The 20485-nt window shown below is 73.4% G+C and carries 21 protein-coding genes and 1 riboswitch; of the genes, 9 read left to right on the top strand and 12 right to left on the bottom strand.

Annotated features, from left to right (window positions below; all coding sequences use genetic code 11):
• Window positions 1-15: 15 nt before the first annotated feature.
• The 5 genes from ACWEJ6_RS39475 to ACWEJ6_RS39455 all read right to left on the bottom strand — a co-directional run bounded on the left by ACWEJ6_RS39475 (window position 16) and on the right by ACWEJ6_RS39455 (window position 5255).
• Window positions 16-744, bottom strand: coding sequence for a hypothetical protein (locus ACWEJ6_RS39475; RefSeq protein WP_452430560.1), 729 nt, complete (start codon window positions 742-744; stop codon window positions 16-18).
• On the bottom strand, window positions 731-1243 hold the full coding sequence (locus tag ACWEJ6_RS39470; RefSeq protein ID WP_358010973.1) for a SigE family RNA polymerase sigma factor: 513 nt from the start codon (window positions 1241-1243) through the stop codon (window positions 731-733). The genes ACWEJ6_RS39475 and ACWEJ6_RS39470 overlap by 14 nt, the downstream gene beginning before the upstream one ends.
• A gap of 492 nt (window positions 1244-1735) precedes the next feature.
• Window positions 1736-3973 carry an Orn/Lys/Arg family decarboxylase gene (locus ACWEJ6_RS39465; RefSeq protein ID WP_452430558.1) on the bottom strand — a complete coding sequence of 746 codons (2238 nt, stop codon included), beginning with the start codon at window positions 3971-3973 and terminating at the stop codon, window positions 1736-1738.
• Between the two features lie 96 nt (window positions 3974-4069).
• Entirely contained in the window at window positions 4070-4606 is a 537-nt protein-coding gene (locus tag ACWEJ6_RS39460) for a 2'-5' RNA ligase family protein (protein WP_452430556.1), read from the bottom strand.
• 151 nt (window positions 4607-4757) lie between these two features.
• Complete coding sequence (locus tag ACWEJ6_RS39455) at window positions 4758-5255, bottom strand: winged helix-turn-helix transcriptional regulator (RefSeq protein ID WP_452430554.1); 498 nt, start codon at window positions 5253-5255, stop codon at window positions 4758-4760.
• Window positions 5256-5348: 93 nt separating this feature from the next.
• Here ACWEJ6_RS39455 and ACWEJ6_RS39450 point away from each other — a divergent pair, with 93 nt between their 5' ends.
• A complete protein-coding gene (locus tag ACWEJ6_RS39450; protein WP_358300405.1) occupies window positions 5349-5729 on the top strand; it encodes a TIGR03618 family F420-dependent PPOX class oxidoreductase in 381 nt (126 codons plus the stop codon).
• On the opposite strand, the gene ACWEJ6_RS39445 is transcribed toward ACWEJ6_RS39450, so the two are convergent.
• On the bottom strand, window positions 5698-6849 hold the full coding sequence (locus ACWEJ6_RS39445; RefSeq protein ID WP_452430551.1) for a hypothetical protein: 1152 nt from the start codon (window positions 6847-6849) through the stop codon (window positions 5698-5700). The two genes, ACWEJ6_RS39450 and ACWEJ6_RS39445, sit on opposite strands and share 32 nt — an antisense overlap.
• 120 nt (window positions 6850-6969) lie before the next feature.
• Between ACWEJ6_RS39445 and ACWEJ6_RS39440 the strand changes: the two genes are divergently transcribed.
• Together ACWEJ6_RS39440 and ACWEJ6_RS39435 are read left to right on the top strand one after the other, a co-directional pair.
• Window positions 6970-8061, top strand: coding sequence for a sensor histidine kinase (locus tag ACWEJ6_RS39440; protein ID WP_452430549.1), 1092 nt, complete (start codon window positions 6970-6972; stop codon window positions 8059-8061).
• Entirely contained in the window at window positions 8058-8687 is a 630-nt protein-coding gene (locus ACWEJ6_RS39435) for a response regulator (RefSeq protein ID WP_452430547.1), read from the top strand. Before ACWEJ6_RS39440 ends, ACWEJ6_RS39435 begins: the two co-directional genes overlap by 4 nt.
• A gap of 31 nt (window positions 8688-8718) precedes the next feature.
• On the opposite strand, the gene ACWEJ6_RS39430 is transcribed toward ACWEJ6_RS39435, so the two are convergent.
• The gene (locus ACWEJ6_RS39430; RefSeq protein WP_452430545.1) at window positions 8719-9495 is read right to left on the bottom strand and encodes a class I SAM-dependent methyltransferase; all 777 of its coding nucleotides are present in this window, start codon (window positions 9493-9495) and stop codon (window positions 8719-8721) included.
• A gap of 104 nt (window positions 9496-9599) precedes the next feature.
• Between ACWEJ6_RS39430 and ACWEJ6_RS39425 the strand changes: the two genes are divergently transcribed.
• On the top strand, window positions 9600-10142 hold the full coding sequence (locus ACWEJ6_RS39425; RefSeq protein ID WP_387680869.1) for an RICIN domain-containing protein: 543 nt from the start codon (window positions 9600-9602) through the stop codon (window positions 10140-10142).
• Window positions 10143-10184: 42 nt separating this feature from the next.
• Here ACWEJ6_RS39425 and ACWEJ6_RS39420 read toward each other — a convergent pair whose 3' ends face one another.
• On the bottom strand, window positions 10185-10790 hold the full coding sequence (locus ACWEJ6_RS39420; RefSeq protein ID WP_452430542.1) for a TetR/AcrR family transcriptional regulator: 606 nt from the start codon (window positions 10788-10790) through the stop codon (window positions 10185-10187).
• A 69-nt stretch (window positions 10791-10859) separates the two neighbouring features.
• Between ACWEJ6_RS39420 and ACWEJ6_RS39415 the strand changes: the two genes are divergently transcribed.
• Window positions 10860-12392 carry an FAD-dependent monooxygenase gene (locus tag ACWEJ6_RS39415; protein WP_452430540.1) on the top strand — a complete coding sequence of 511 codons (1533 nt, stop codon included), beginning with the start codon at window positions 10860-10862 and terminating at the stop codon, window positions 12390-12392.
• Window positions 12393-12421: 29 nt separating this feature from the next.
• Here the strand turns inward: ACWEJ6_RS39415 and ACWEJ6_RS39410 are convergent, their stop codons facing one another.
• Both ACWEJ6_RS39410 and ACWEJ6_RS39405 read right to left on the bottom strand, forming a co-directional pair.
• Complete coding sequence (locus ACWEJ6_RS39410) at window positions 12422-12742, bottom strand: DMT family transporter (protein ID WP_352360314.1); 321 nt, start codon at window positions 12740-12742, stop codon at window positions 12422-12424.
• A gap of 2 nt (window positions 12743-12744) precedes the next feature.
• Window positions 12745-13392, bottom strand: a complete 648-nt coding sequence (locus ACWEJ6_RS39405) for an FMN-dependent NADH-azoreductase (RefSeq protein ID WP_364393589.1) — start codon at window positions 13390-13392, stop codon at window positions 12745-12747.
• Window positions 13393-13505: 113 nt separating this feature from the next.
• Between ACWEJ6_RS39405 and ACWEJ6_RS39400 the strand changes: the two genes are divergently transcribed.
• A complete protein-coding gene (locus ACWEJ6_RS39400) occupies window positions 13506-14126 on the top strand; it encodes a TetR/AcrR family transcriptional regulator (RefSeq protein ID WP_387680859.1) in 621 nt (206 codons plus the stop codon).
• 94 nt (window positions 14127-14220) lie between these two features.
• Here ACWEJ6_RS39400 and ACWEJ6_RS39395 read toward each other — a convergent pair whose 3' ends face one another.
• Window positions 14221-15168 carry an alpha/beta hydrolase gene (locus tag ACWEJ6_RS39395; protein WP_452430537.1) on the bottom strand — a complete coding sequence of 316 codons (948 nt, stop codon included), beginning with the start codon at window positions 15166-15168 and terminating at the stop codon, window positions 14221-14223.
• Window positions 15169-15369: 201 nt separating this feature from the next.
• A riboswitch (cobalamin riboswitch) is annotated at window positions 15370-15574 on the top strand.
• A 129-nt stretch (window positions 15575-15703) separates the two neighbouring features.
• Here ACWEJ6_RS39395 and ACWEJ6_RS39390 point away from each other — a divergent pair.
• Both ACWEJ6_RS39390 and ACWEJ6_RS39385 read left to right on the top strand, forming a co-directional pair.
• Window positions 15704-18151, top strand: coding sequence for a ribonucleoside-diphosphate reductase subunit alpha (locus tag ACWEJ6_RS39390; RefSeq protein ID WP_452430535.1), 2448 nt, complete (start codon window positions 15704-15706; stop codon window positions 18149-18151).
• 17 nt (window positions 18152-18168) lie between these two features.
• Window positions 18169-19164 (top strand): ribonucleotide-diphosphate reductase subunit beta, encoded by a 996-nt coding sequence (locus tag ACWEJ6_RS39385; RefSeq protein ID WP_452430533.1) that lies wholly within the window; start codon window positions 18169-18171, stop codon window positions 19162-19164.
• A 56-nt stretch (window positions 19165-19220) separates the two neighbouring features.
• Here the strand turns inward: ACWEJ6_RS39385 and ACWEJ6_RS39380 are convergent, their stop codons facing one another.
• Window positions 19221-19517, bottom strand: a complete 297-nt coding sequence (locus tag ACWEJ6_RS39380; RefSeq protein ID WP_452430531.1) for a DUF4287 domain-containing protein — start codon at window positions 19515-19517, stop codon at window positions 19221-19223.
• A gap of 105 nt (window positions 19518-19622) precedes the next feature.
• Between ACWEJ6_RS39380 and ACWEJ6_RS39375 the strand changes: the two genes are divergently transcribed.
• Window positions 19623-20468, top strand: a complete 846-nt coding sequence (locus tag ACWEJ6_RS39375) for an alpha/beta hydrolase family protein (protein ID WP_452430529.1) — start codon at window positions 19623-19625, stop codon at window positions 20466-20468.
• Window positions 20469-20485 lie beyond the last annotated feature (17 nt).

Genomic DNA, 20485 nt, shown 5'->3' with positions numbered 1-20485 from the left:
TGGAGGCGGAGGCGGTCACGGGTTGGGGGTGAGCCCTTCGGCGATCTTCTTCAGCTCGGCGGACACGCCCTCGGCGTCGCGGAACTCCTTGGCGTACGTCGGGCTGAACATGATCTCGGCCCACTGCTTGTCGCCCATGCGGAGGAAGAGGGTGGGGGTGCCCGCCATGCCGTCCTCACCGACGTTCTGCACGACCAGGTAGCCGCCGCGGTCGCCGACGGTCACCTCCTCGCCGTCCCCCTCGTCGCGGTAGGCCGCGATCCGGTCGCCGAGCTCCTGGACGGCCCCCTCCTCGTACATGTAGATCTGCACCCGGTAGGAGCCCGGGTCGTCGCCCTCGTAGATGTAGGCGGTGGTGTACTTGTCGCCGAAGTCCACCGACCAGCCCGACCACATCAGCCGCTCGGGCAGGTATCCCACCTTGACGTGCCCGAACTTCATCCCGTCGCCCAGATCGCCGAGGCTCGGCGGCTCCGACGGCTGAGGCGGGGTGTCGTCGATGGCGGGCGGCTCCGGCGTCACGGAGATCGTGACCTGGCCGCCCGTCGCGGTCGTCGTGCTCGCGCCCAGGTACGCCACGGGCGCGGCCACGACCGCCACGGACGCCGACAACGCCGCGATCCGGCCCCTCACCCGCCTGCGCCGGGACCCGCGCACCACCCGTTCCACCAGGTCGGGCGCGGCGTGCAGCCGGGCGGTCTCCTCCGTCATGAGCCGGAGGAGCTCCTCCTCAAGCGTGGGCATTCCTGATCACTCCTTCCACTGTCTCCCGTCCGAGGGCCGAACGGAGTTTGGCCGTCGCCTTCGACGCCTGGCTCTTGACCGTGCCGACCGAGCAGCCGAGCACTTCGGCGGTCTGCGCCTCGCTGAGGTCCTCCCAGTACCGCAGGACGATCACCGCCCGCTGCCGGGGCGGCAGGGCGCGCAGCGCGTCCATGAGCACCTGGCGCAGGTCGGTGTCCGTCGCCCGGTCCGGAGTGTCCGGCGGGCTGTGCATCGGGATGATCCTGAGGATCGCCCGGCGGCGGGCCCGGCTGATGGCGGCGTTGACGATGACGCGGCGCACGTACGGCTCGGGGCTGTCGTGGCGGACCCGGTCCCAGTTCCGATAGGTGCGCTCCAGCGCGGTCTGCAGCAGGTCCTCCGCCTCCGCCTCGTCGCCGCAGGCGAGGTAGGCGACCCGTAGCAGGCTCGTGGCGCGTGCGGCCACGAATGCGCCGAAGTCGTGTTCCGTGGCGCTCACGGCTGTCTGTCCGATTTCACGCTTCCTTATACGCCTGGGCGTCGGCGGCGGTTGCCCGCGAGAGCGGGGGAAGGCGGCGGGCAACCCTTCGGAGCGAGTCGATCGACGGGGAAGACCGTGCGGCTGTCCACCGAGCCGGCCAGGGGCCACGTGAGGGCCGTGCGGCAGCCCGTCGAGTTCGAGCCGGCCGGGCAGTCGCTGACCTACGACGAGGTCCAGCGCCTGCCCGCCGACCCCGCCCGGCTCAAGGACTGGCTCACCGAAGCCGGCGGGTCGGCGGCGTCCCCGAGAGCGCCCTGGCCGGCTGGGTGGCCGGGACGTTGCCCCGGCTCCCGCACGCGCTGCCCGCGCCGAAGGAGGCCCGCGACGGTTGATCGTCGACAGCGGCAGGATGGCGCTGCTGTCGCAGGAGCACACCGCCGGTGGCAGCGAAGGGGCCCGTGAAGTCGTCCGTCACCACCCTGGCCGAGGTCGGCTCTTCGGGGGCGGCCGTCAGTCGCGGAGGACCTCCACCCAGTAGCGGCCCTCGCCGTCGCGGTGGGCGCCGTGGATGTCGGTGGCCAGGTCGGGGAAGGTCCGGTCGAAGTCCTCCAGGGCGCGCAGGTAGTGCATCAGCGGGCCGTCGGCCGCGCCGGTCGCCTCGCCCGGCATCAGCATGGGGATCCCGGGCGGGGTGACCACCACGGTCGCCGCCACCACCCGCCCGGCCAGCCGGGCCAGCGGGACCCGCTCGGTACGGGAGCGGATCATGGCCTGGTAGACGTCGGCGGGCGTGGAGACCGGCTCCGGCAGCGCGGTGAAGACCTGGTCGAGCAGCGCGCCCACGCCCGAGTCGCGCAGCTTGGCGTGCACCTCGCCGCAGAACGCCCGCAACGACACGCCGGACGGCCCGAACCCGGGCAGCACGTCCGCCAGCGCCCTGTCGTCGTCGTAGGCGTTCTTGAAGTCGGTGAGCGCGTCGATCAGCGTGCCCCACTTGCCCTTGGTGATGCCCATCGAGAACAGCACCAGCAGGGTGTGGTCGCCGGTCTTCTCCACCACGATGCCGCGCCGCTGCAGGTAGGCGGCCACGACCTTGGCCGGGATGCCCCACTCCAGCGTGCCCTCGGCCGCGTCCGCGCCGGGGCAGGTGATCGTCACCTTGACCGGGTCGAGCAGGGCGTAGTCGTCGCGCATGCCGTCGAAGCCGTGCCAGGCGGCGCCGGGCTCCAGCACCCAGCAGCGCGGCTCCGAGCTCAGCAGCGCCGGGTCGGCGTCGGCGAAGGGCACGGCCCGGCCGGTGTGCGGGTCGAGCACCGAGGGCGGCTGCCAGAGGCCGAAGAACCAGCCGGGCCGGCGGCCGTCCTCGCGGATGCGGGCGGCCAGCCGGGTCATCGCCTGCCGGAACCGGACCGCCTCGACGATCGCCTCGCCGGTCAGGAACGACCCGGAGGGGCCGTCCATCATCGCCGCGGCCACGTCGAGGGAGGCGATCATGGGGTACAGCGGCGAGGTCGAGGCGTGCATCAGGTACGTCTCGTTGAACGCGTCGAAGTCGACCGGCGCCCGCGGCGCGGGCCGGACGTGCAACATCGCCGCCTGCGACAACGCGGCCAGCAACTTGTGCGTGGACTGCGTGGCGAACACGGTGGGACGCTCCGGGCCGGGCAGTGTGCGCTCGTCGACCGACATGGCGTACCGGCGGGAGTAGAGCGGGTTGAACCGGCCGTAGGCGAACCACGCCTCGTCGAAGTGCAGCCGCGGCACGGTGGCGCCCAGCAGCTCGGCGACCCGGACCGCGTCGTAGCAGACGCCGTCGTAGGTGGAGTTCGTGACGACCGCGTACGCGGGGTCGCCCGCCGCGAGCGGATGGCCGGCCACCCGCGCCCGGACGGCGGACGCCTCCAGCGCGGCGGCCGGGATCGGCCCGGCCAGCCCCAGCCCGTTGCGCTCGGGAACCAGGTAGACCGGCCGCGCGCCGCTGATGGCCAGCGCGTGCTGGATCGACTTGTGGCAGTTGCGGTCGACCAGGACGGTGTCGTCGCGGGCGATCGCGTGGTGCCCGACGATGCGGTTGGCGGTGGAGTTGCCGTTGACCACGAAGAACGTGCGCTCGGCGCCGAAGACGCGGGCCGCGTTGTGCTCGGCCTCGCCGATCGGGCCGGTGTGGTCGAGCGGCGAGCCCAGCTCCCCGACGGAGATCGACAGGTCGGTGCGCAGCAGCCGCTCGCCGTAGAAGTCGAAGAACGCCCGGCCCACGGGCGACTTCAGGAACGCCACGCCGCCCGCGTGCGCCGGGGTGTGCCAGGAGTAGGGGTGGTGGTCCTCCAGGTGCAGCAGCGCGCGGAAGAACGGCGGGAGGATCTGGTCGGCGTACTGGTCGGCGGCGTGCGCGATGCGCCCGGCGATGAACTGCGGGGTGTCCTCCAGCGGGAAGACGTAACCCTGGATGACCTCGTACACCCACAGCGGCAGCTCCTGGTCCTGGGTGATCAGGAAGACCGGCAGGCCGCGGAAGCGCTTGGCCACCGCGGCCAGCAGGTCTTCGGCGCCGGGCGCGTCCCAGGCCGCCAGGATCGCCGTGAGCGAGGCGTCGGACCCGACCACCGCCAGGGCGTCGGCCGTGCGGCGGGTCCAGCGCACCTGGAGGCCGAGCTCGCCCATCTCGGCGCACACCCGGCGGATCTGCTCGGCGAGCGCCGAGTCGGCGTCGGGGTGTTCGGTGACGGCGGCCAGAACCGTTCGCTCCATACGGCACTCCGTGATCGATCAGGGACGGGAATCTCCCCTGATCGTAACGCCAAGGAATGGCAAAGACACGGTGAGTGACGAAAGCCTGTCAGGCGCTCAGAAGTGGCGCCCGAGCGCGAAGGTCCGGTCCGCGTGCCAGCGGCGGCCGTCGCTGACCAGCAGGCGCACCTCGCGGACCCGGGCGGCCAGCGGCAGCCCCGCGGCCAGCTCGGCCTCCACGTGGTCGAGGAGCTCCGGCTCCTGCTGGTCGGCGACCGTGAGGTGGGGGACGATCGAGGCGAACCGGCCGCCGTAGGGCGGGGCCTCGGGCCACCGGGCGGCGACCGCCTCCGTCAGCTCCCGGAACGGCCGCTCGGGGTCGGGGGAGAGGTAGAGCACCCCGGGGAACCTGCCGCATCCGGCGAACCGCACGTCGAAGGCGGGATGCGCGCCGATCAGCCGGTCGAGCGCCCCCTCGTCGAGACGGTCGCGATCGAGGAACGGGTAGAGGATCGTCACGTGCGCGGGGACGCCGTCGGCGGCGGCGGCGTCCAGCCGGGAGCGCCAGGGGCCGACCAGCGGCTCCGCTTCGGGGATCGCGGCCACGAGCGCCGTTCCGCCGGCTCGGTACGGGCCCGCTTCCGTGGGAGGCATGACTCAGGCTCCCAGGCCGTCGGTGGCGCCGGCCACCGATTTACCCGGGCCGGTCGGCCGTGCCGCCGGCCGCCGATCTACCCGGGCCGGTCCTCTGTGGCGCCGGCCGCCGATTTACCCGGGCCGGTCCTCCGTGGCGCCGGGTGCCGATTCATCCGGGCAGGCCGGCCGCGCCGGGGCCGGGCGCCGATTTGTCCGGGCCGGCCGCGCCGGGGCCGGGCAGCAGGTCGACGTCGCCGGAGTGCATCGGCGCGCCGCAGTGGGCGCAGCGCAGCTCCACGGCGCTGATCTCGCCGCAGGCGTGGTGGCGGTAGAGCACGGGCGGCCCGGCCTGGCCCGCGAGCCACCGGTCACCCCATCCGGCCATGACCATGAGCAGGTCGACCAGCTCGGCGCCCTTGGCCGTCAGGTGGTATTCGTGGCGCGGCCGCCGGTCGTAGGGGCGGCGTTCGAGGACGCCGTGGTCGACGAGGTGGGTGAGCCGTTCGGTCAGCACCTTGCGGGAGATGCCGAGATCGGCCTGGAGCTGGTCGAACCGCCGTACTCCGGCCCACACGTCCCGCAGGATCAGCGGCGACCACGGCTCGCCGATCACGTCGAGGGTGCGGGCGATGGAGCAGGCCATCTCCGCGAAGTTGGTGCGCTGCATGGACCCACCCTACCTTTCGGGGTTCCCTGAAGGAACTCTCGGTGCTACGGTTACAGAGTCTCCTCAAGGAACTCCAAAACCCGGAGAGAACCCATGAAACTCGACCCCGACGTGCGCGGCGTGCTCGACGGCACCCCGATCGCCCATCTCGCCACCGTCCTGCCCGACGGCGCTCCCCATTCCGTCCCGGTCTGGATCGGCACGCACGGCGACCATGTCGCCGTCCTCACCGGCCCGCGCTCCCGCAAGGCGCTCAACCTGCGGCGCGACCCGCGGGTCGCGCTCTCCCTGACGCCGCCCGGCGACCCGTTCCGGCCGGTGCTCGTCCGGGGCCGGGTCGTGGAGTGGGTCGAGGGCGAGGCGGGCTGGGAGATCGTCGACCGGATCGCCGCGAAGTACATCGGCGGTCCCTACTCGCGCGCGGAGGAACGGGTCGTCCTGCTCATCGAGCCCGACCGGCAGAGCGCGGGCTGACCTCCGCCGCCGGAGGCGGGCTCGCCCGGCGGCGCCGGTGGTAGCAGACGGCGGCGGTGGCCAGCGCGGCGCCCCACACCGGCCAGAAGCACTCCGGCAGCCAGGCTCCCCACTCCTCCAGGGCGAACCGGCCGGCCACGGTCCAGCGGATGTAGGTGAGCCCGGCCACCGTGACGATGATCGAGACGAACCCGGCCGGGACGACCGCCAGCAGCGGCGGCACCCGCCGGCCGCGCAGCCCCGGGATCCACCGCGGGAACACCTCGCCCCACCGCTGGACCAGCCCGAGGGTCAGCACGCCGCCCAGCGCCCCGAACGTCGCCAGGTACGCCCCCGCCAGCCACAGCCCGTCCTCGCCCGCGGCCAGGAACTCCGTGCTCACGCCGAGCGGGATGCCCAGCGCCCAGGCCCACCGGGTGGCGCAGTAGACCAGCGGCACCGCGACCGCCACGTACACCGCGATCCGCCCGCGCGCCGGGGTGAACCAGTTCCCGCGCCCGCGCCCGTGGTCCCGCGCGGCGGCGGCCAGCAGCAGGCCGCCCAGCACGCACACGAGCTGGTTGAGCACCGGCCACGGCCAGGCGTCGGCGAACGTCGCGCCGCCCAGCCCCCAGCCGAACAGGGGCGCGGCCAGGAGCAACGGCGTGTAGGCGACGCCCATCATCAGCCGCGAGTCCGGAACCACCAGCACCAGCAACGCGGCGATCGGCCAGGCCAGAAGGACCGGCACCCGCCCCCACACCCCCTTCGCCGGGCGCTCACCACCCCGGGGGCTCGTCCCGGGTCGGCGCGGCGGCCCGAGCCGGAGCGGCGGAGGGTCGCCCGGCCCAGGTCGGCGCGGCGGAGGGGCGTCCGGTCCGGGGTCGTTCGCCGGGTGGGCGTCGTCGCGGCGGGCCAGGGCCAGTGCCGTCGCGGCCACCAGGGCCGAGAACGCCGCGATCCACCAGCCGAACGGCGGCGCCGTGCCGGCCAGGATCGACAGCGCGCCGTCGGGGTCGGGATCGTCGGCCCCCCAGGGGTAACCGGGCGCCCCGAGCGCCCACGCCGCGCCGAGCAGGCCGTAGGCGACCGCCCACAGCGCCGCCGCGTACCCGTACCGGCCGGAAGTGAAGATCGTCATGCCGACGAGCCTTCCAGCGCGGGCGCACGGCGGGCAGATGCCGTTCGGCACCTCCCGCGGGCCGCGGCAGTGCCGTTCGGCACGTGGGGGCGCGCGGCGCGGGCGCATATCGTGTCCTGGGTGAACGTGCTGTGGATGGCCGCCGCCGCGCTGCCGGCGGCGGTCGCCGTCGCCGTGGCGGCGATCGGGTTGTTCCTGACCAGGAGCAGGGCCGGGAGCAGGGCCGGGAGCAGGGCCGGGAGCAGGGCCGGGTGGCTCGCCTGGCTGGTCCTGCCGGCCGCGGGCGCGTCCCTGGCGGTCACGGCCCTGTGGCGGGCCGCCGGAGGGCCGTCCACGCCGGGCGTCGGCGCGCTGGGCATGGCCGAGAGCGCGGCGCTGACGGTCGCGGCCGGGCTGGTCGTCCGGTACGCGCCGGTCCGCCGGGCCGTGCCCGCGGCGCTGCTGGCGGGGCTCGCCGCGGCCACCTGGCTGCCGCGGGTCTTCACGCCGGCCTCCGCGCTGGAGGCGGCAGGGGCGTGCGCGTTCTGGGGGGCGGGCGTGCTGGCGGGCGCCGCCGTGGGCGCCTACCTGCGCCTGCTCGACGTACGGCAGCGGCGGGCGGTGGCCGACACCCGCACCGTCCTGCGGCTGCGGCTGGCCGGCGACCTGCACGACTTCCTCGCCCACGACATCAGCGAGATGGTCGCGCACGCCCAGGCGGGCGCCGTCGCGGGCGATCCGCTGCGGGCCCTGGAACGCGTCGAGGCGGCCGGTCAACGGGCCCTGTCCACGCTCGACCGCACGCTCGACATGCTCCACCACGACCGGCCCCCCGGACCGTCCGGCGACCTGGACGGCGTCGCCGAGGCCGCCGCGCGCTTCTCCGCCGCCGGATCCGCGCACGTCGGCGTGCGGATCGACCGCGCGGCGGCCGTCCCGGCGGAGACGGCGGCGCTGGCCTACCGGATCGTGATCGAAGGGCTGACCAACATCCGGCGGCACGCGCCGCGGGCCGGCCGCGTCGAGCTGTCCGTCACGACGCCGGGTGACGTCCTGGAGATCACCCTGACCAACGACGGGACGTCCGGCGCGGCGGGCCGCCGCCGCGGCGGCTCCGGCCTGCCCGGCCTGGCCGCGCTCGTCGCCGAAGAAGGGGGCGAGCTGGTCGCGGGGGCCGTGCCGGACGGGTGGTCGCTGGCGGCGCGGCTGCCGCTGCGACAATCTCCCGGGTGAGCATCCGCATCCTCGTCGCCGACGACCAGGAGGGCATCCGCGACGCCTTCCGCCTGATCCTCGACGCCCAGCCCGACCTGAGCGTGGTGGCCGAGGCGGCCGACGGCCGCACCGCGATCGACACCGCCCTCGCCGTCCGGCCGCACGTGGTGCTCGCCGACATCCGCATGCCCGGGGCCGACGGCATCGAGGTGACCCGCGCCCTGGCCGGCACCGGCATCCACGTGGTGGTCGTCACCACGTTCGGGCTGGAGGAGTACGTGCAGGCGGCGCTCAGGCACGGCGCGGCCGGGTTCGTGCTGAAACGTTCGGGCCCCGCGCTGCTCGTGGAGGCCGTCCGGGCGGCCGTGAACGGCGACATGCTCATCAGCCCCCAGCTCACCGTCCGGCTGCTGCGCGGCAGCGGCCCGGAACGGGAGGTGTCGGACGTGGTGCTGACCGAGCGGGAGGACGAGATCGTGGCCCTGGTGGCTCAGGGGCGGACCAACGCGGAGATCGCCGCCGAGCTCTTCCTGTCCCCGGGGACGGTGAAGAACCATGTCGCCGCGGTCCAGCGCAAGATCGGCGCGAGGAACCGCGTGATGATCGCGGGATGGGCGTGGGCGACCGGCAGGGCCCAGCCGTGACGGGGTGCGCCCGTCCGTGCCGTGCCGCCGGTCAGGGGAGGTGGCGGGCCAGGTAGAGGGCCGTCTCGACGTTCAGGGCGACCTGCTCGCCGAGCGTGTCGAGGAGCGTGCCGAACAGGTTCTCGCGCACGTCCTCGGCCAGGATGCGGTAGGACGACTGGGTGGACAGCAGGGCGACGTAGTCGGCGGCCGAGACCGTGCGTCCCGACCGGTAGAGGCGGGTGCCGAGGTCGCCGAACTCGGGCGGCAGCCCCATCTCCCCGGCCCACTCGCGGGCTCCGGCCTCCTCGCCGATGGGCCTGCCGATCGGGCCGGTGTTGGGCCTGATGTGCGGGGCGAACCGCTCGTGCGCGGCCAGCAGCCGCGCGGTCACCCCCTCGTCGGCGGGCCAGTCGACGTTCCAGAACAGGGCGAGCCCGCCGCCCGGGGCCAGCGCCGCGGCGGCCCGCTGCCAGCGCACCTCCTTGTCGACCCAGTGCCACGCCTGGGCGCAGTACAGCAGGCCGAACGCCCGCTCCGGGACGTACTCCTCGAACGCCGAGACGGTGACCGTCACGTTCGGCCGGTCGGCGGTCCGCCGGGCCAGCACGGCGGCCATGGCCGGATCCGGCTCGGTGGCCACGACCTCGACGCCGGTCGCCGCGAACAGCTCCGTCGCCTTCCCCGTGCCCGCGCCCACCTCCAGCGCGGGCCCTCCGGCGTAGGCCAGCACGTCCGCGGCCAGCTGCGCCGGGTAGCCGGGCCGGACCCTGTCGTACTCGTCGGCGACCTCGCCGAAGACCCTTCCTTGAATCCGTTGTGTTGTCATGTGCACGATCCTCATTCATGATCGTCCAGGCGCACAACCCCGTCGCGCACATTGAGTACGCGCTACTCAGGCCCTACGAGCCCGGCCGTCGCACGCTTGGTCGCATGAAGACACATCTCCTTCGCCCGGCGGCCGTCGCCGCCCCGCTGCTCGTCCTCGCGCTCACCGCCGCCCCGGCGCCCGCGTCGGCCTCGTCCGTCTGGGCCGCGTCCAACGTCCAGCTCGTCAACCGGCAGACCGGCAAGTGCCTGACCATCGCCGGGGGCGTCAGCACGGAGAACAACGTGCACGCCGTCCAGTACGACTGCGACAGCCACCCCTCCCGCCGCTGGGACGTCTGGGGCTACTCCAGCGCGGCCCTGCAGGTCAGGAACCGGCAGACCGGCAAGTGCCTGACCATCGCCGGCGGCGTCAGCACCGAGAACAACGTCGTCGCCCTCCAGTACACCTGCGACACCCACCCCTCGCGCTACTGGGCGCTCGGCAACCGCGTCGGCCAGTACGTCGAGTTCCGCAACGTGCAGACCGCCAAGTGCCTGACCATCGCCGGCGGGGTCAGCACCGCCAACAACCTGGAGGCCGTCCAGTACACCTGTGACGGGCACCCGTCCAGGTTCTGGGAGATCCGCGACTACTACGGGAGCTGACCGGCTCGCCGCCACGGGGAGGCCGCCCCTGGTGGCCGCCGGTCAGCCGGGGGACGCGCCCAGCAGGGGCAGCCACACCTCGTCCACGATCTCGGCGATCGACTCCTCCGGCACCCGGCGCATCGTGACGAGCATGTCGTGCCGGAGCAGGTCCAGCGGCAGGTTCACCACCCTGGACGAACGCGGCACGTCGGGCAGCTCGCCGCGCTCGACCGCCCGGCACACGATCGTCTCGAACGCGGTCGCCCGGCCGGGTGGCAGCAGGGTGTCGCGCAGCTCGGTGAGGCTGGTGCCGGCCTCCCGGAAGTAGTCGGCGAGCTGCACGCTCATCAGCGTCAGCATGCCCGCGCGGTCGTCGCCGGCGTTGCGCAGGAACCCGACGGCGTCCTCGCGCAGGCTGCCGGTGTCGGGCACGTCGATCAGCCGCCAGAACTTGGCGAGGGTGGCCAGCAGCAGGTCGTCGCGCCGGGGCCAGCGCCGGTAGAGCACCGGGCGGCTGGTGCCGGCGCGGGCCGCGACGGCCTCGAAGGTGAAGCCGTGGTAGCCGTGCTCGACCAGCACCTGCCAGGCGGCGTCGAGGATCGCCTCCTCCAGCGCGGGGCCGCGACGGCGGGACGCGCCGCCGGGGGCAGGGTGCTTGAGAGTCACTTGCGTATCTTATCCCGGCGCTCTACGGTGGCCGGAATTAGATACAGCCCTGTACCCCAAGGACCGTCCATGATGTTCGACGTCATCGTCGTCGGCGCCGGGCCCGCCGGCCTCTTCCTCGCCTGCGAGCTGCGCCTGGCCGGCGTGCGGCCGCTGGTGCTGGAACGACGGCCGGAGCCCGACCTGTCGGACAAGGCCCACGGCCTGGCCGGCCAGGTCGTCCGGCTGCTGGACCACCGCGGCCTGTTCGAACGCTGCGGCGGCCGGGGCGTCCCGGGGCCGGCGCCGGGCCACTTCTTCGGCGGGATGCCGTTGCCGCTGCACACGCTCGGCGAGGCCAACCCGATGTACCTCCTGCCCTGCGACCAGCGCGACCTCGAACGGGTGCTCGCCACGCGCGCGGCCGAACTGGGCGCGGAGGTGCGGCGCGGCCAGGAGGTGATCTCCTTCGCCCAGGACGCCGACCGGGTCGAGGTCGTGACCCGCGGTCCCGGCGGCGCCGAGACCACCCTCACCGCCCGCTACCTGGTCGGCTGCGACGGCGGCCACAGCATGGTCAGGAAGGCGGCGGGCATCGGCTTCCCCGGCGTCAGCGACGATCACGTCGTGGACCGCTCGGCCCTCATCGGCCCGAGCGAGCACGTCCGGATCCTGCCCGGCGGGCGCGTCCTGATCGAGGGGCTCGGCGAGATCCCCGCCCACTTCCACCGCACCGATCGCGGCGTCTTCACCCTCCTGGCCCACGACCCGCGGCGGCCGCTGATCAACACCGCCGAGTGGGAGGAGCATCCGGCGGGCGGCTACCCGGGGCCGGGCGCGCCGATGACGCTGGCCGAGATGGAGAAGAGCGTCGAACGCGTCCTCGGGGTGCGCCTGCCGCTGAGCCCGCCGCCCGAGGGAGCGCCGGTCATGCTGCGCCGGCTGTGCGGGCGCAACACCCGGCTCGCCGACCGCTACCGCGCCGGACGCGTCTTCGTCGCCGGCGACGCCGCCCAGGTGAGTCACGGGCCCACCCTGAACCTGGCCCTCCAGGACGCCGCCAACCTGGCCTGGAAACTCGCCGTCACGCTCCGGGGGCGGGCCCCGGAAGGGCTGCTGGACAGCTACGAGACCGAGCGCCGCGCGTGCGCGGAACGCGTGGTCACCCAGACCCTGGCCGCGACCGCCCTGCTGGCGCCCGGCGCCGAGGTCACCGCACTACGACGGCTGTTCGCCGAGCTCCTGGGCCGTACGGAGAACCTGCGCATGATCGCCGAGCTGATGGCGGGCGGCGACGTCCGCCACGACATGGGGGAGGAGCGGCCCGCCGGGCCCACCGGCTGGTTCGCGCCGTCCCTGGCGCTGACCACCGGCGACGGGCGGCCGCGGCGCCTGGCCGAGCTGATGCGCGACGCCCGCCCCCTGCTCCTGGACCTGACCGGCGGCGACGCCCTGGCCGCCGCCGCCGCGCCCTGGCTCGGCCGGGTGCGCCACGTGGCCGCCACCGCCGCCGACGCCCCCGCCCCGGCGCTGCTCGTCCGGCCCGACGGCTACGTCGCCTGGGCGGGCGCGGGCCCCGACGGCCTCAGGGCCGCCCTCGCCCGCTGGTTCGGCCCGAGCTGAGCCCGGCCGTCCGGCCGGACGGGGAGGGGTCACTCCGGGCTGGTGAGGCGGGCCAGCACGATGCCGCCGACGATCAGCGCCAGCGCCGCCATCCGGCCGATCGACATCGGGTCCTTGTGCACGACGACGCCCAGGGCGATCGCGCCGACCGCCCCGATGCCGGTGAAGACCGCGTACGCGGTGCCGACCGGGAGGGTCTTCATCGAGTACGACAGCAGCCAGACCGCGGCCACCATGAGGACGAAGCAGATCAGCGTGGGCAGCGGCCTGGTGAAGCCCTGGGTGGGCTTGATGCTCTGCGCCCAGGCGATCTCGACCAGCCCGGCCAGCCCGAGGATGAGCCAGTTCATCGTCAGAACTCCTTCCCCAGGTCGCGGGCGCCGCGCAGCGCGGCGGCGTACAGCTCGTCGTGCTGGGCGCGCAGGTGGAACAGGCCGGGGTCGATGCGGGAGTTGGCCAGCTCGGCGGCGACGACGGTGGTGTCCTCGACGGCGAAGTGGCCGGCGAAGAAGTCACGCAGGTAGCGCTCCTGGTAGTCGAACCTGGCCTTGGGGGCGCCGGGCGAGTAGGCCCCGCCGCGCGCGGTGGTGACCACGAAACGCCGCCCGGCCAGGGACATCTTGGGGAAGGTCACCTGGTCGAGCCAGGCCTTGAGCGCCGACGGGATCGAGTAGTTGTACATCGGGGTGGCGATCAGCACCACGTCCGCGGCCACCAGCTGCGACAGCAGCGGCTCGACGATCGCCCACGCGGCCGCCTGCTCCGGGGTGCGGGCGGCCTCGTGGTAGCGGGAGATGTCGGTGATCTGGTTGGCCATGACGTAGTCGCACAGCTCGGTCCACGCCTCCCCGATGTGCGGCACCGGCTCGGCGGCCAGGTCGCGGTGGACGTAGGTGCCCTCGGGGTGGGCGGACCGCCACGCCTCGGCGAAGGCGTCGCCGAGCTCGCGGCTGATCGAACGGCGTCGGGCGCTGGCGTCCAGGTGCAGCAGAACGGCCATGGGAGGGGCTCCTCGAAATAAGTGGACATGACGTCCGTTTTGCGGTCGAGGTGACCGTAGCAACTAAGCGGGCACGTTGTCCACTTATGCCGGGGTGGGTTAGAGTCGCCGCCATGGAGTCCCGTACCGAGTTGCTGACCGGGCGTCCCGTGGCGGAGGCGGGCCGCCCGCGCGAGCGCGCCGACGCCGCCCGCAACCGCGCCAAGGTGCTCGCCGCCGCGGCCGAGCTGTTCGCCACCCGCGACCCGCGCGGCGTGACCATGGACGACATCGCCAAGGCCGCCGGCGTCGGGCGGGGCACGCTCTACCGCCGCTATCCCGACACCGTCTCGATCGCGCAGGCCCTGCTCGACGAGCACGAGCGCGAGCTGCAGGAACGCCTGCTGCGCGGCGACCCGCCGCTCGGCCCCGGCGCGCCCCCCGCCGACCGGCTCGCCGCCTTCTACGCCGCGATGGTCGGCCTGCTGGACGAGCACATCTCGCTCGTCCTGGGCGCCGAGCAGGGCGCGCTGCGCTACGCCACCGGCGCCTACGGGTTCTGGCGGGCGCACGTGCGGGTGCTGCTGGCCGAGGCGGGCGTCCCGGAGACCGAGGCGCTGGCCGACATCCTCCTCGCCCCGCTGGGCCCCGACGTCTACGCCGAGCAGCGCAGGCGCGGGCTCACCCCCGAGCAGATCACCGCCGCCCTGGCCCGCCTGGCGCACGGCATCGTCGCCCGGGACGCCGGGCGCTGACCGCGCCTGCGCCGGCACCCGGTCGGATCATGAAGCAGAACCCGGCGCCGCGCGAGGGGCCGGCCCGTCCTCGCCTGCCCGCTCCGGTCGCGGGTTACGCGGTGAGGGCGTCGCGGAGGAAGCCCAGGATGTCCGCCCGCGCGTCCTCGGCCTGGGGGGCCAGCACCGGCATGCTGAGGAAGGCGTGCCCGGCCTCGGGGTACTCGGCCAGGCGGGCGGGGGTGCCGGCGGCCTGCAGCGCCTCGGCGTAGCGGCGGCCGTGGTCGGCGATCGGGTCGTGGGTCGGCACCGCCACGAGCGCCGGGGCCAGCCCGCCCAGGTCGCCGGCGTGCAGCGGGGAGAGCGCGCGGGCGTCCGTCCCCTCGGGCACGGCGAGCCGGTGGAACAGCCGCAGCACCGGCACGCTGAGCGTCGGGGTGTCGGCGTACTGGGTCATCGACGGGTGGTCGAACATCGTCCCGGCCACCTCCACGGCGGGGTTGACCAGCACCTGGGCCTTCAGGGGGAGACCGGCGTCGCGGGCCCTGATCGCCGCCAGGGCGCAGATCAGCCCGCCGCAGCTCTCGCCGAACAGGACGGCCCGCGCCGGGTCGACGCCCCACTGCGCGGCGTGCTCCAGCACGTGCCGGAGCACGTCCCAGCCGTCGTCGGCGGCGGCGGCCAGCGGCGTGTGCCAGTCGAGCAGGCGGTGGTCCACCGAGACGACGACGGCGGGCAGGTGGGCGGCGAGGTGGCTGTTGACCCAGTCGCTCTGCGGCGCCGTGCCGACGAAGCCGCCTCCGTGCACGTGCAGCACGAGCGGCAGGACGTCCCCCGGCTCGCCCGCTCGGGGCCGGTGGACCCGGACGCGGATGTCGCGGCCGGGCAGCGCCACCGTCCGCCAGTCGATGGCGGCGCCGGGATCCGGCCGGCCGGTGATCGCCTGTGCCTCGACGGAGGCGCGCAGCCGGTTCTCCGCCTCGACGTAGGCGGCGAGTTCGGCGGGGGTGATGGTGTCCCAGTCCGGCGTGACCGGACGGCGGCCGGTGGAGGTCTCGCTCATGGTGGTCTCCTCAGGTTTTCGCTACTTGAAGTATCGATACCTAAGGTAGCGAAAACCGGGCATGGCCGGTCTATGACCTCGATCACATCTCGTTCCGCCCGTGAGGCGCGCGGAGAGCGGCCCCGCGGCAGGTGGCCGGATCGGAGCGGGCGTTCTTCGCAACACGAGATGTTGGGTGTGACTTTTTGATCCGCCCTATATATGGTGTCTCCCGCAGCCGGTTCGGTCGCCCCGCCAGGGCGGCCGAGGCAAGAGGGAACCCGGTGGGAATCCGGGACTGCCCCGCAGCGGTGAATGGGAACGACCGCCGTCAGACGCACTGGGCCGAAGGCCCGGGAAGCGACGGCCAGTAGGCAGCGACAGCATGCCCATGAGTCCGAAGACCTGCCGGCGCGCCGCGCGCGATCATGCGCGCGCGGCTGGTCCGAGGCCGCGCGGGACGGTGGACGGCACCGGCGAGAGGGCTGTGGCGCCTCGCCGTCCGCCTCCTGCGCGCGTTCTCGGCCACTGACCGAGTTCACGAGGGGAGAGCGCAGTGACGGTCACAGGGGACCCGATGACGGACCTGGCCGGGACGGCGCGGGCGGACGCCGACAGGTCCGCGCCGCGGCGCGTCCAGATGCAGGTGCGCAAGCGCAACGGCACCGCGGAGCCGGTCGACGTCAACAAGATCGTACGTGCGGTGGAGCACTGGGCGACCGATCTGACGGACATCGACCCGATGCGGGTGGCCACCAAGACGATCAGCGGCCTCTACGACGGGGCCACCACCGCCGAGCTCGACCGGCTGTCCATCCAGACGGCCGCCGAGATGATCGGCGAGGAGCCGCAGTACTCGCGCCTGGCCGCGCGGCTGCTGTCGGGCTACATCGACAAGGAGGTCCGCGGGCAGGGCGTGGCCTCCTTCAGCCAGGCGATCCGGCTGGGCCACGCCGAGGGGCTCATCGGCGACGAGACCGCCGAGTTCGTCAACGCCAACGCCCGCAAGCTCGACGACGCCATCGACGTCACCGCCGACCTGCGGTTCGAGTACTTCGGGCTGCGCACGGTCTATGACCGTTACCTGCTGCGCCACCCGTCCACCCGGCTGGTGGTGGAGACGCCGCAGTACTGGCTGCTGCGCGTGGCCTGCGGGCTGGCCGAGACGCCCGCCGAGGCGGTCGGCTTCTACCGGCTCATGTCGTCGCTGGCCTATCTGCCCAGCTCGCCGACGCTGTTCAACTCCGGCACCCGGCACACCCAGATGTCCTCCTGCTACCTGGTCGACTCGCCCCGTGACGAGATCGGCTCCATCTACGACCGTTACGCCCAGGTGGCGCAGTTGTCGAAGTTCGCCGGCGGGATCGGCATCTCCTGGTCGCGGGTGCGCTCCCGGGGCGCGCTGATCCGCGGCACGAACGGGCACTCCAACGGCATCGTCCCGTGGCTGCGCACGCTCGACGCGTCCGTGGCCGCCGTCAACCAGGGCGGCCGGCGCAAGGGCGCGGCCTGCGTCTACCTGGAGCCCTGGCACCCGGACGTCGAGGAGTTCCTGGAACTGCGCGACAACACCGGCGAGGACGCCCGCCGCACCCACAACCTCAACCTGGCCAACTGGATCCCCGACGAGTTCATGCGCCGGGTCGAGGCCGACGGCATCTGGTCGCTGTTCGACCCCGACGAGGTCCCCGAGCTGCCCGACCTGTGGGGCGAGGCGTTCGAGGAGGCCTACCGCGCCGCCGAGCGCGACGGCCGGTACGTCCGGCAGGTCAAGGCCCGCGACCTGTACGCCAAGATGATGCGCACCCTGGCCCAGACCGGCAACGGCTGGATGACCTTCAAGGACGCCGCCAACCGCCTGTGCAACCAGGCGGCCGAGCCCGGCAACGTCGTGCACCTGTCCAACCTGTGCACCGAGATCGTCGAGGTGTCCAGCGACGCCGAGACCGCGGTCTGCAACCTGGGCTCGGTCAACATCGCCGCCCACCTGACGGGCACGGGCCCCGGCGGCGACATCGACGGCGGCATCGGCGGCGGCATCGACTGGGAGCGGCTGCGCGCCACCGTCCGCACCGCGGTCACCTTCCTCGACCGGGTGATCGACATCAACTACTACCCGAGCGAGCAGGCCGCGGCCAGCAACCCGCGCTGGCGCCCGGTCGGCCTCGGCGTGATGGGCCTGCAGGACGTCTTCTTCGCCCTGCGCCTGCCGTTCGACTCGGCCGAGGCCAAGGAGCTGTCCACCCGGATCGCCGAGGAGATCTACCTGTCGGCGCTGGAGACCTCCGCCGGCCTGGCCGAGCGCTTCGGCGCCCACCCCGCCTACGACCAGACGTGGGCGGCCCGCGGCCGGCTCCAGCACGACCTGTGGGGGGAGAGCGGCACCCAGGCCGGGCGCTGGGATGCGGTGCGCGAGCGCATCGCCGCCCACGGCCTGCGCAACTCGCTGCTGATCGCGATCGCGCCGACCGCCACCATCGCCTCGATCGTCGGCTGCTACGAGTGCATCGAGCCGCAGGTGTCCAACCTGTTCAAGCGCGAGACGCTGAGCGGGGAGTTCCTGCAGATCAACAACGCGCTGGTGGCCGAGCTGAAGTCGCGCGGCCTGTGGAACGACCGCGTCCGGGCGGCCATCAAGCAGGCCGAGGGCTCGGTGCAGGGCATCGCCGAGCTGCCGGAGGACATGCGCCGGCTGTTCCGCACCGCCTGGGAGCTGCCGCAGCGGGCGCTGATCGACATGGCCGCCGCGCGCTCGCCGTTCATCGACCAGAGCCAGTCGCTCAACCTGTTCATGAGCGCGCCGACGATCGACAAGCTCTCGTCGATGTACCTGTACGCCTGGAAGTCCGGCCTGAAGACCACCTACTACCTGCGCTCGCGCCCGGCCACCCGCATCCAGCAGGCCACCGTGCCCCTCGCGCCCCCCGCGCCCCTCGCGAACAAGTCCGAGGAGGCCCTGGTGTGCTCCCTGGAGAACCCCGAGTCGTGCGAGGCCTGCCAGTGACCCCCGAGGAGAATCCGATGTTGCTCGACCCGGGCATGAGCCTGACCCTGCGGCCCATGCGCTACCCCCTGTTCTTCGACCGCTACCGCGACGCGATCAAGAACACCTGGACGGTCGAGGAGGTGGACCTGCACTCCGACCTGAGCGACCTGCCCAAGTTGTCGGCGGCCGAGCGCCACCTGGTCAGCCGCCTGGTCGCCTTCTTCGCCACCGGCGACACGATCGTGGCCAACAACCTGGTGCTCAACCTCTACCAGCACGTCAACGCCCCCGAGGCGCGCCTGTACCTGAGCAGGCAGCTGTTCGAGGAGGCGGTGCACGTCCAGTTCTACCTGAACCTGCTGGACACCTACGTGCCGGACGAGGAGGAGCGGTTCGCGGCGTTCGCGGCGGTGGAGAACATCCCCTCCATCCGGCGCAAGGCCGAGTTCTGCTTCCGCTGGATCGACTCCATCGGCAGCCTCCAGCGGCTGGAGACCCGCGAGGACCGGCGGGCGTTCCTGCTCAACCTGATCTGCTTCGCCGCCTGCATCGAGGGCCTGTTCTTCTACGGCGCGTTCGCCTACGTCTACTTCCTGCGCTCGCGCGGCCTGCTGAACGGGCTGGCCTCGGGCACGAACTGGGTCTTCCGCGACGAGTCCATGCACATGGCCTTCGCCTTCGACGTGGTGGACGTCGTCCGGCAGGAGGAGCCGGGCCTCTTCGACGCGGAGATGGCGAGCCAGGTCAGGGAGATGCTGGCCGAGGCGGTCGACTGCGAGGCGCAGTTCGCCGAGGACCTGCTCGGGCAGGGCGTGCCGGGCATGTCGACCGCGGACATGCGCTCGTACCTGGAGCACGTGGCCGACCGGCGGCTGGCCCAGCTCGGCATCGAGCCGCTGTACGGGTCGAAGAACCCGTTCGCGTTCATGGAGCTGCAGGACGTGCAGGAGTTGTCGAACTTCTTCGAGCGGCGGGTGTCGGCGTACCAGGTGGGGGTGACCGGCTCGGTCAGCTTCGACGCCGACTTCTGACCCTTACAGATCTACAAGGTAAAGCCGCGCGGCGGGATTCGCCCCCGCCGCGCGGGTCAGGCAGGCTCCGGGCGGTTGTCCTTGCCGTCCAACCAGAGGACGTCGGACTCGTCGCGGTGGGAACCGGTGGTGCCGACGTGCTTGGCGTCGATCCGCGGACCCTTCTTGATCACGTGGACGAGGGCCATGGCGTGGCCGCGGCCGAGGTCGTAGTCCTGCTTGAGCCAGTCGATGATCGTCCCGGCCTTGGTGGACGGGGCGTCGAGGCCGCGTTCCTCGGCCAGGGCGATGAACTCACGGGGGGTCAGTCCGGTCTTGGCTTCGATGTTGTCCAGGTAAGCCTGGAAGGACATGGTGTTCTCCGCTCGTCATGGGGTGTTGCGGCCATGATGCACCATTTCGGGGGGTGCGCCGTCTCAGTAGAATGCCGTTCCGCCGAGTGCCGAGGGGTGACGGTGATGGACGAGCGCGAACTGAGCTGCCCGTGGGAAGGCGTCCTGGTCACACCGGGCCCGGCCGTCCGTACGGGCGTGCTCGTGCTGGCGGGGTCGAGCGGCCGGATCGAACGGGACAGGGCCCGGCTGCTGGCCGCGGAGGGGGTGACCGCGCTGTCGATCCGCTGGTTCGGCGGTCCGGGCCAGTCGCCGGGCATCTGCGAGATCCCGCTGGAGACGTTCGTGTCGGCCGTCGATCTGCTGGAGTCCACCGGCGTCCGGCGGGTCTGTGTGCTGGGCATGTCGAAGGGGGCCGAGGCCGCGCTGCTGACCGCCGTCCGGGACCGGCGGATCGGCGGGGTGGTGGCGCTGTCGCCGACCTCGCTCGTGTGGGGCAACGTCGGGCCGGGGCCGGACGGGGAGAGACGTCCCTACCGGTCGTCCTGGACGTGGAAGGGGCGGCCGCTGCCGTTCGTCCCGTACGACGACGACTGGGCCGAGGCCGAGCCCGAGCACGGCCCGCTGGCCCTGCGCGAGCTGTACGAGCTCAGCCAGCGCACGTTCGCCGATCTGTTGCCGGCCGCGGAGATCCCGATCGAGGCGGCGGCGGCCGACGTGCTGCTGGTGGCGGGAGGGGACGACGCCATGTGGCCGTCCCTGCCGTTCGCCGGGCGGCTGGCCGCGCGGCGTCGTGCCGCCGGCCGCCCGGTGCGGGTGGTCAGCCGGGCCGAGGCCGGTCATCGTCCGCGCCTGCCGGGGGAGGGGCCCGCCCCCGAGTCGCCGGACTTCCTCTACGGGGGCGACCCGGTCGCCGACGCCGGGCTCGGAGCCGACGCCTGGCCGCACATCCTCGACCTGCTGCACGGCTGACGCCCGCGGGTCGCCTG

The organism is Nonomuraea sp. NPDC004702 (genome assembly GCF_053601695.1).
This window is presented reverse-complemented; position numbering and strand designations above follow the sequence as displayed.

Bases quoted from the DNA above. Each gene is read 5' to 3' on its own strand.
- ACWEJ6_RS39415 (WP_452430540.1), top strand. From the start codon at position 10,860: ATGATGTTCGACGTCATCGTCGTCGGCGCCGGGCCCGCCGGCCTCTTC.
- ACWEJ6_RS39380 (WP_452430531.1), bottom strand. From the start codon at position 19,517: ATGTCCTTCCAGGCTTACCTGGACAACATCGAAGCCAAGACCGGACTG.
- ACWEJ6_RS39455 (WP_452430554.1), bottom strand. From the start codon at position 5,255: ATGCAGCGCACCAACTTCGCGGAGATGGCCTGCTCCATCGCCCGCACC.
- ACWEJ6_RS39430 (WP_452430545.1), bottom strand. From the start codon at position 9,495: ATGACAACACAACGGATTCAAGGAAGGGTCTTCGGCGAGGTCGCCGAC.
- ACWEJ6_RS39450 (WP_358300405.1), top strand. From the start codon at position 5,349: ATGAAACTCGACCCCGACGTGCGCGGCGTGCTCGACGGCACCCCGATC.
- ACWEJ6_RS39395 (WP_452430537.1), bottom strand. From the start codon at position 15,168: ATGAGCGAGACCTCCACCGGCCGCCGTCCGGTCACGCCGGACTGGGAC.
- ACWEJ6_RS39425 (WP_387680869.1), top strand. From the start codon at position 9,600: ATGAAGACACATCTCCTTCGCCCGGCGGCCGTCGCCGCCCCGCTGCTC.
- ACWEJ6_RS39385 (WP_452430533.1), top strand. From the start codon at position 18,169: ATGTTGCTCGACCCGGGCATGAGCCTGACCCTGCGGCCCATGCGCTAC.
- ACWEJ6_RS39375 (WP_452430529.1), top strand. From the start codon at position 19,623: ATGGACGAGCGCGAACTGAGCTGCCCGTGGGAAGGCGTCCTGGTCACA.
- ACWEJ6_RS39410 (WP_352360314.1), bottom strand. From the start codon at position 12,742: ATGAACTGGCTCATCCTCGGGCTGGCCGGGCTGGTCGAGATCGCCTGG.
- ACWEJ6_RS39475 (WP_452430560.1), bottom strand. From the start codon at position 744: ATGCCCACGCTTGAGGAGGAGCTCCTCCGGCTCATGACGGAGGAGACC.
- ACWEJ6_RS39465 (WP_452430558.1), bottom strand. From the start codon at position 3,973: ATGGAGCGAACGGTTCTGGCCGCCGTCACCGAACACCCCGACGCCGAC.
- ACWEJ6_RS39405 (WP_364393589.1), bottom strand. From the start codon at position 13,392: ATGGCCGTTCTGCTGCACCTGGACGCCAGCGCCCGACGCCGTTCGATC.
- ACWEJ6_RS39445 (WP_452430551.1), bottom strand. From the start codon at position 6,849: ATGACGATCTTCACTTCCGGCCGGTACGGGTACGCGGCGGCGCTGTGG.
- ACWEJ6_RS39460 (WP_452430556.1), bottom strand. From the start codon at position 4,606: ATGCCTCCCACGGAAGCGGGCCCGTACCGAGCCGGCGGAACGGCGCTC.
- ACWEJ6_RS39400 (WP_387680859.1), top strand. From the start codon at position 13,506: ATGGAGTCCCGTACCGAGTTGCTGACCGGGCGTCCCGTGGCGGAGGCG.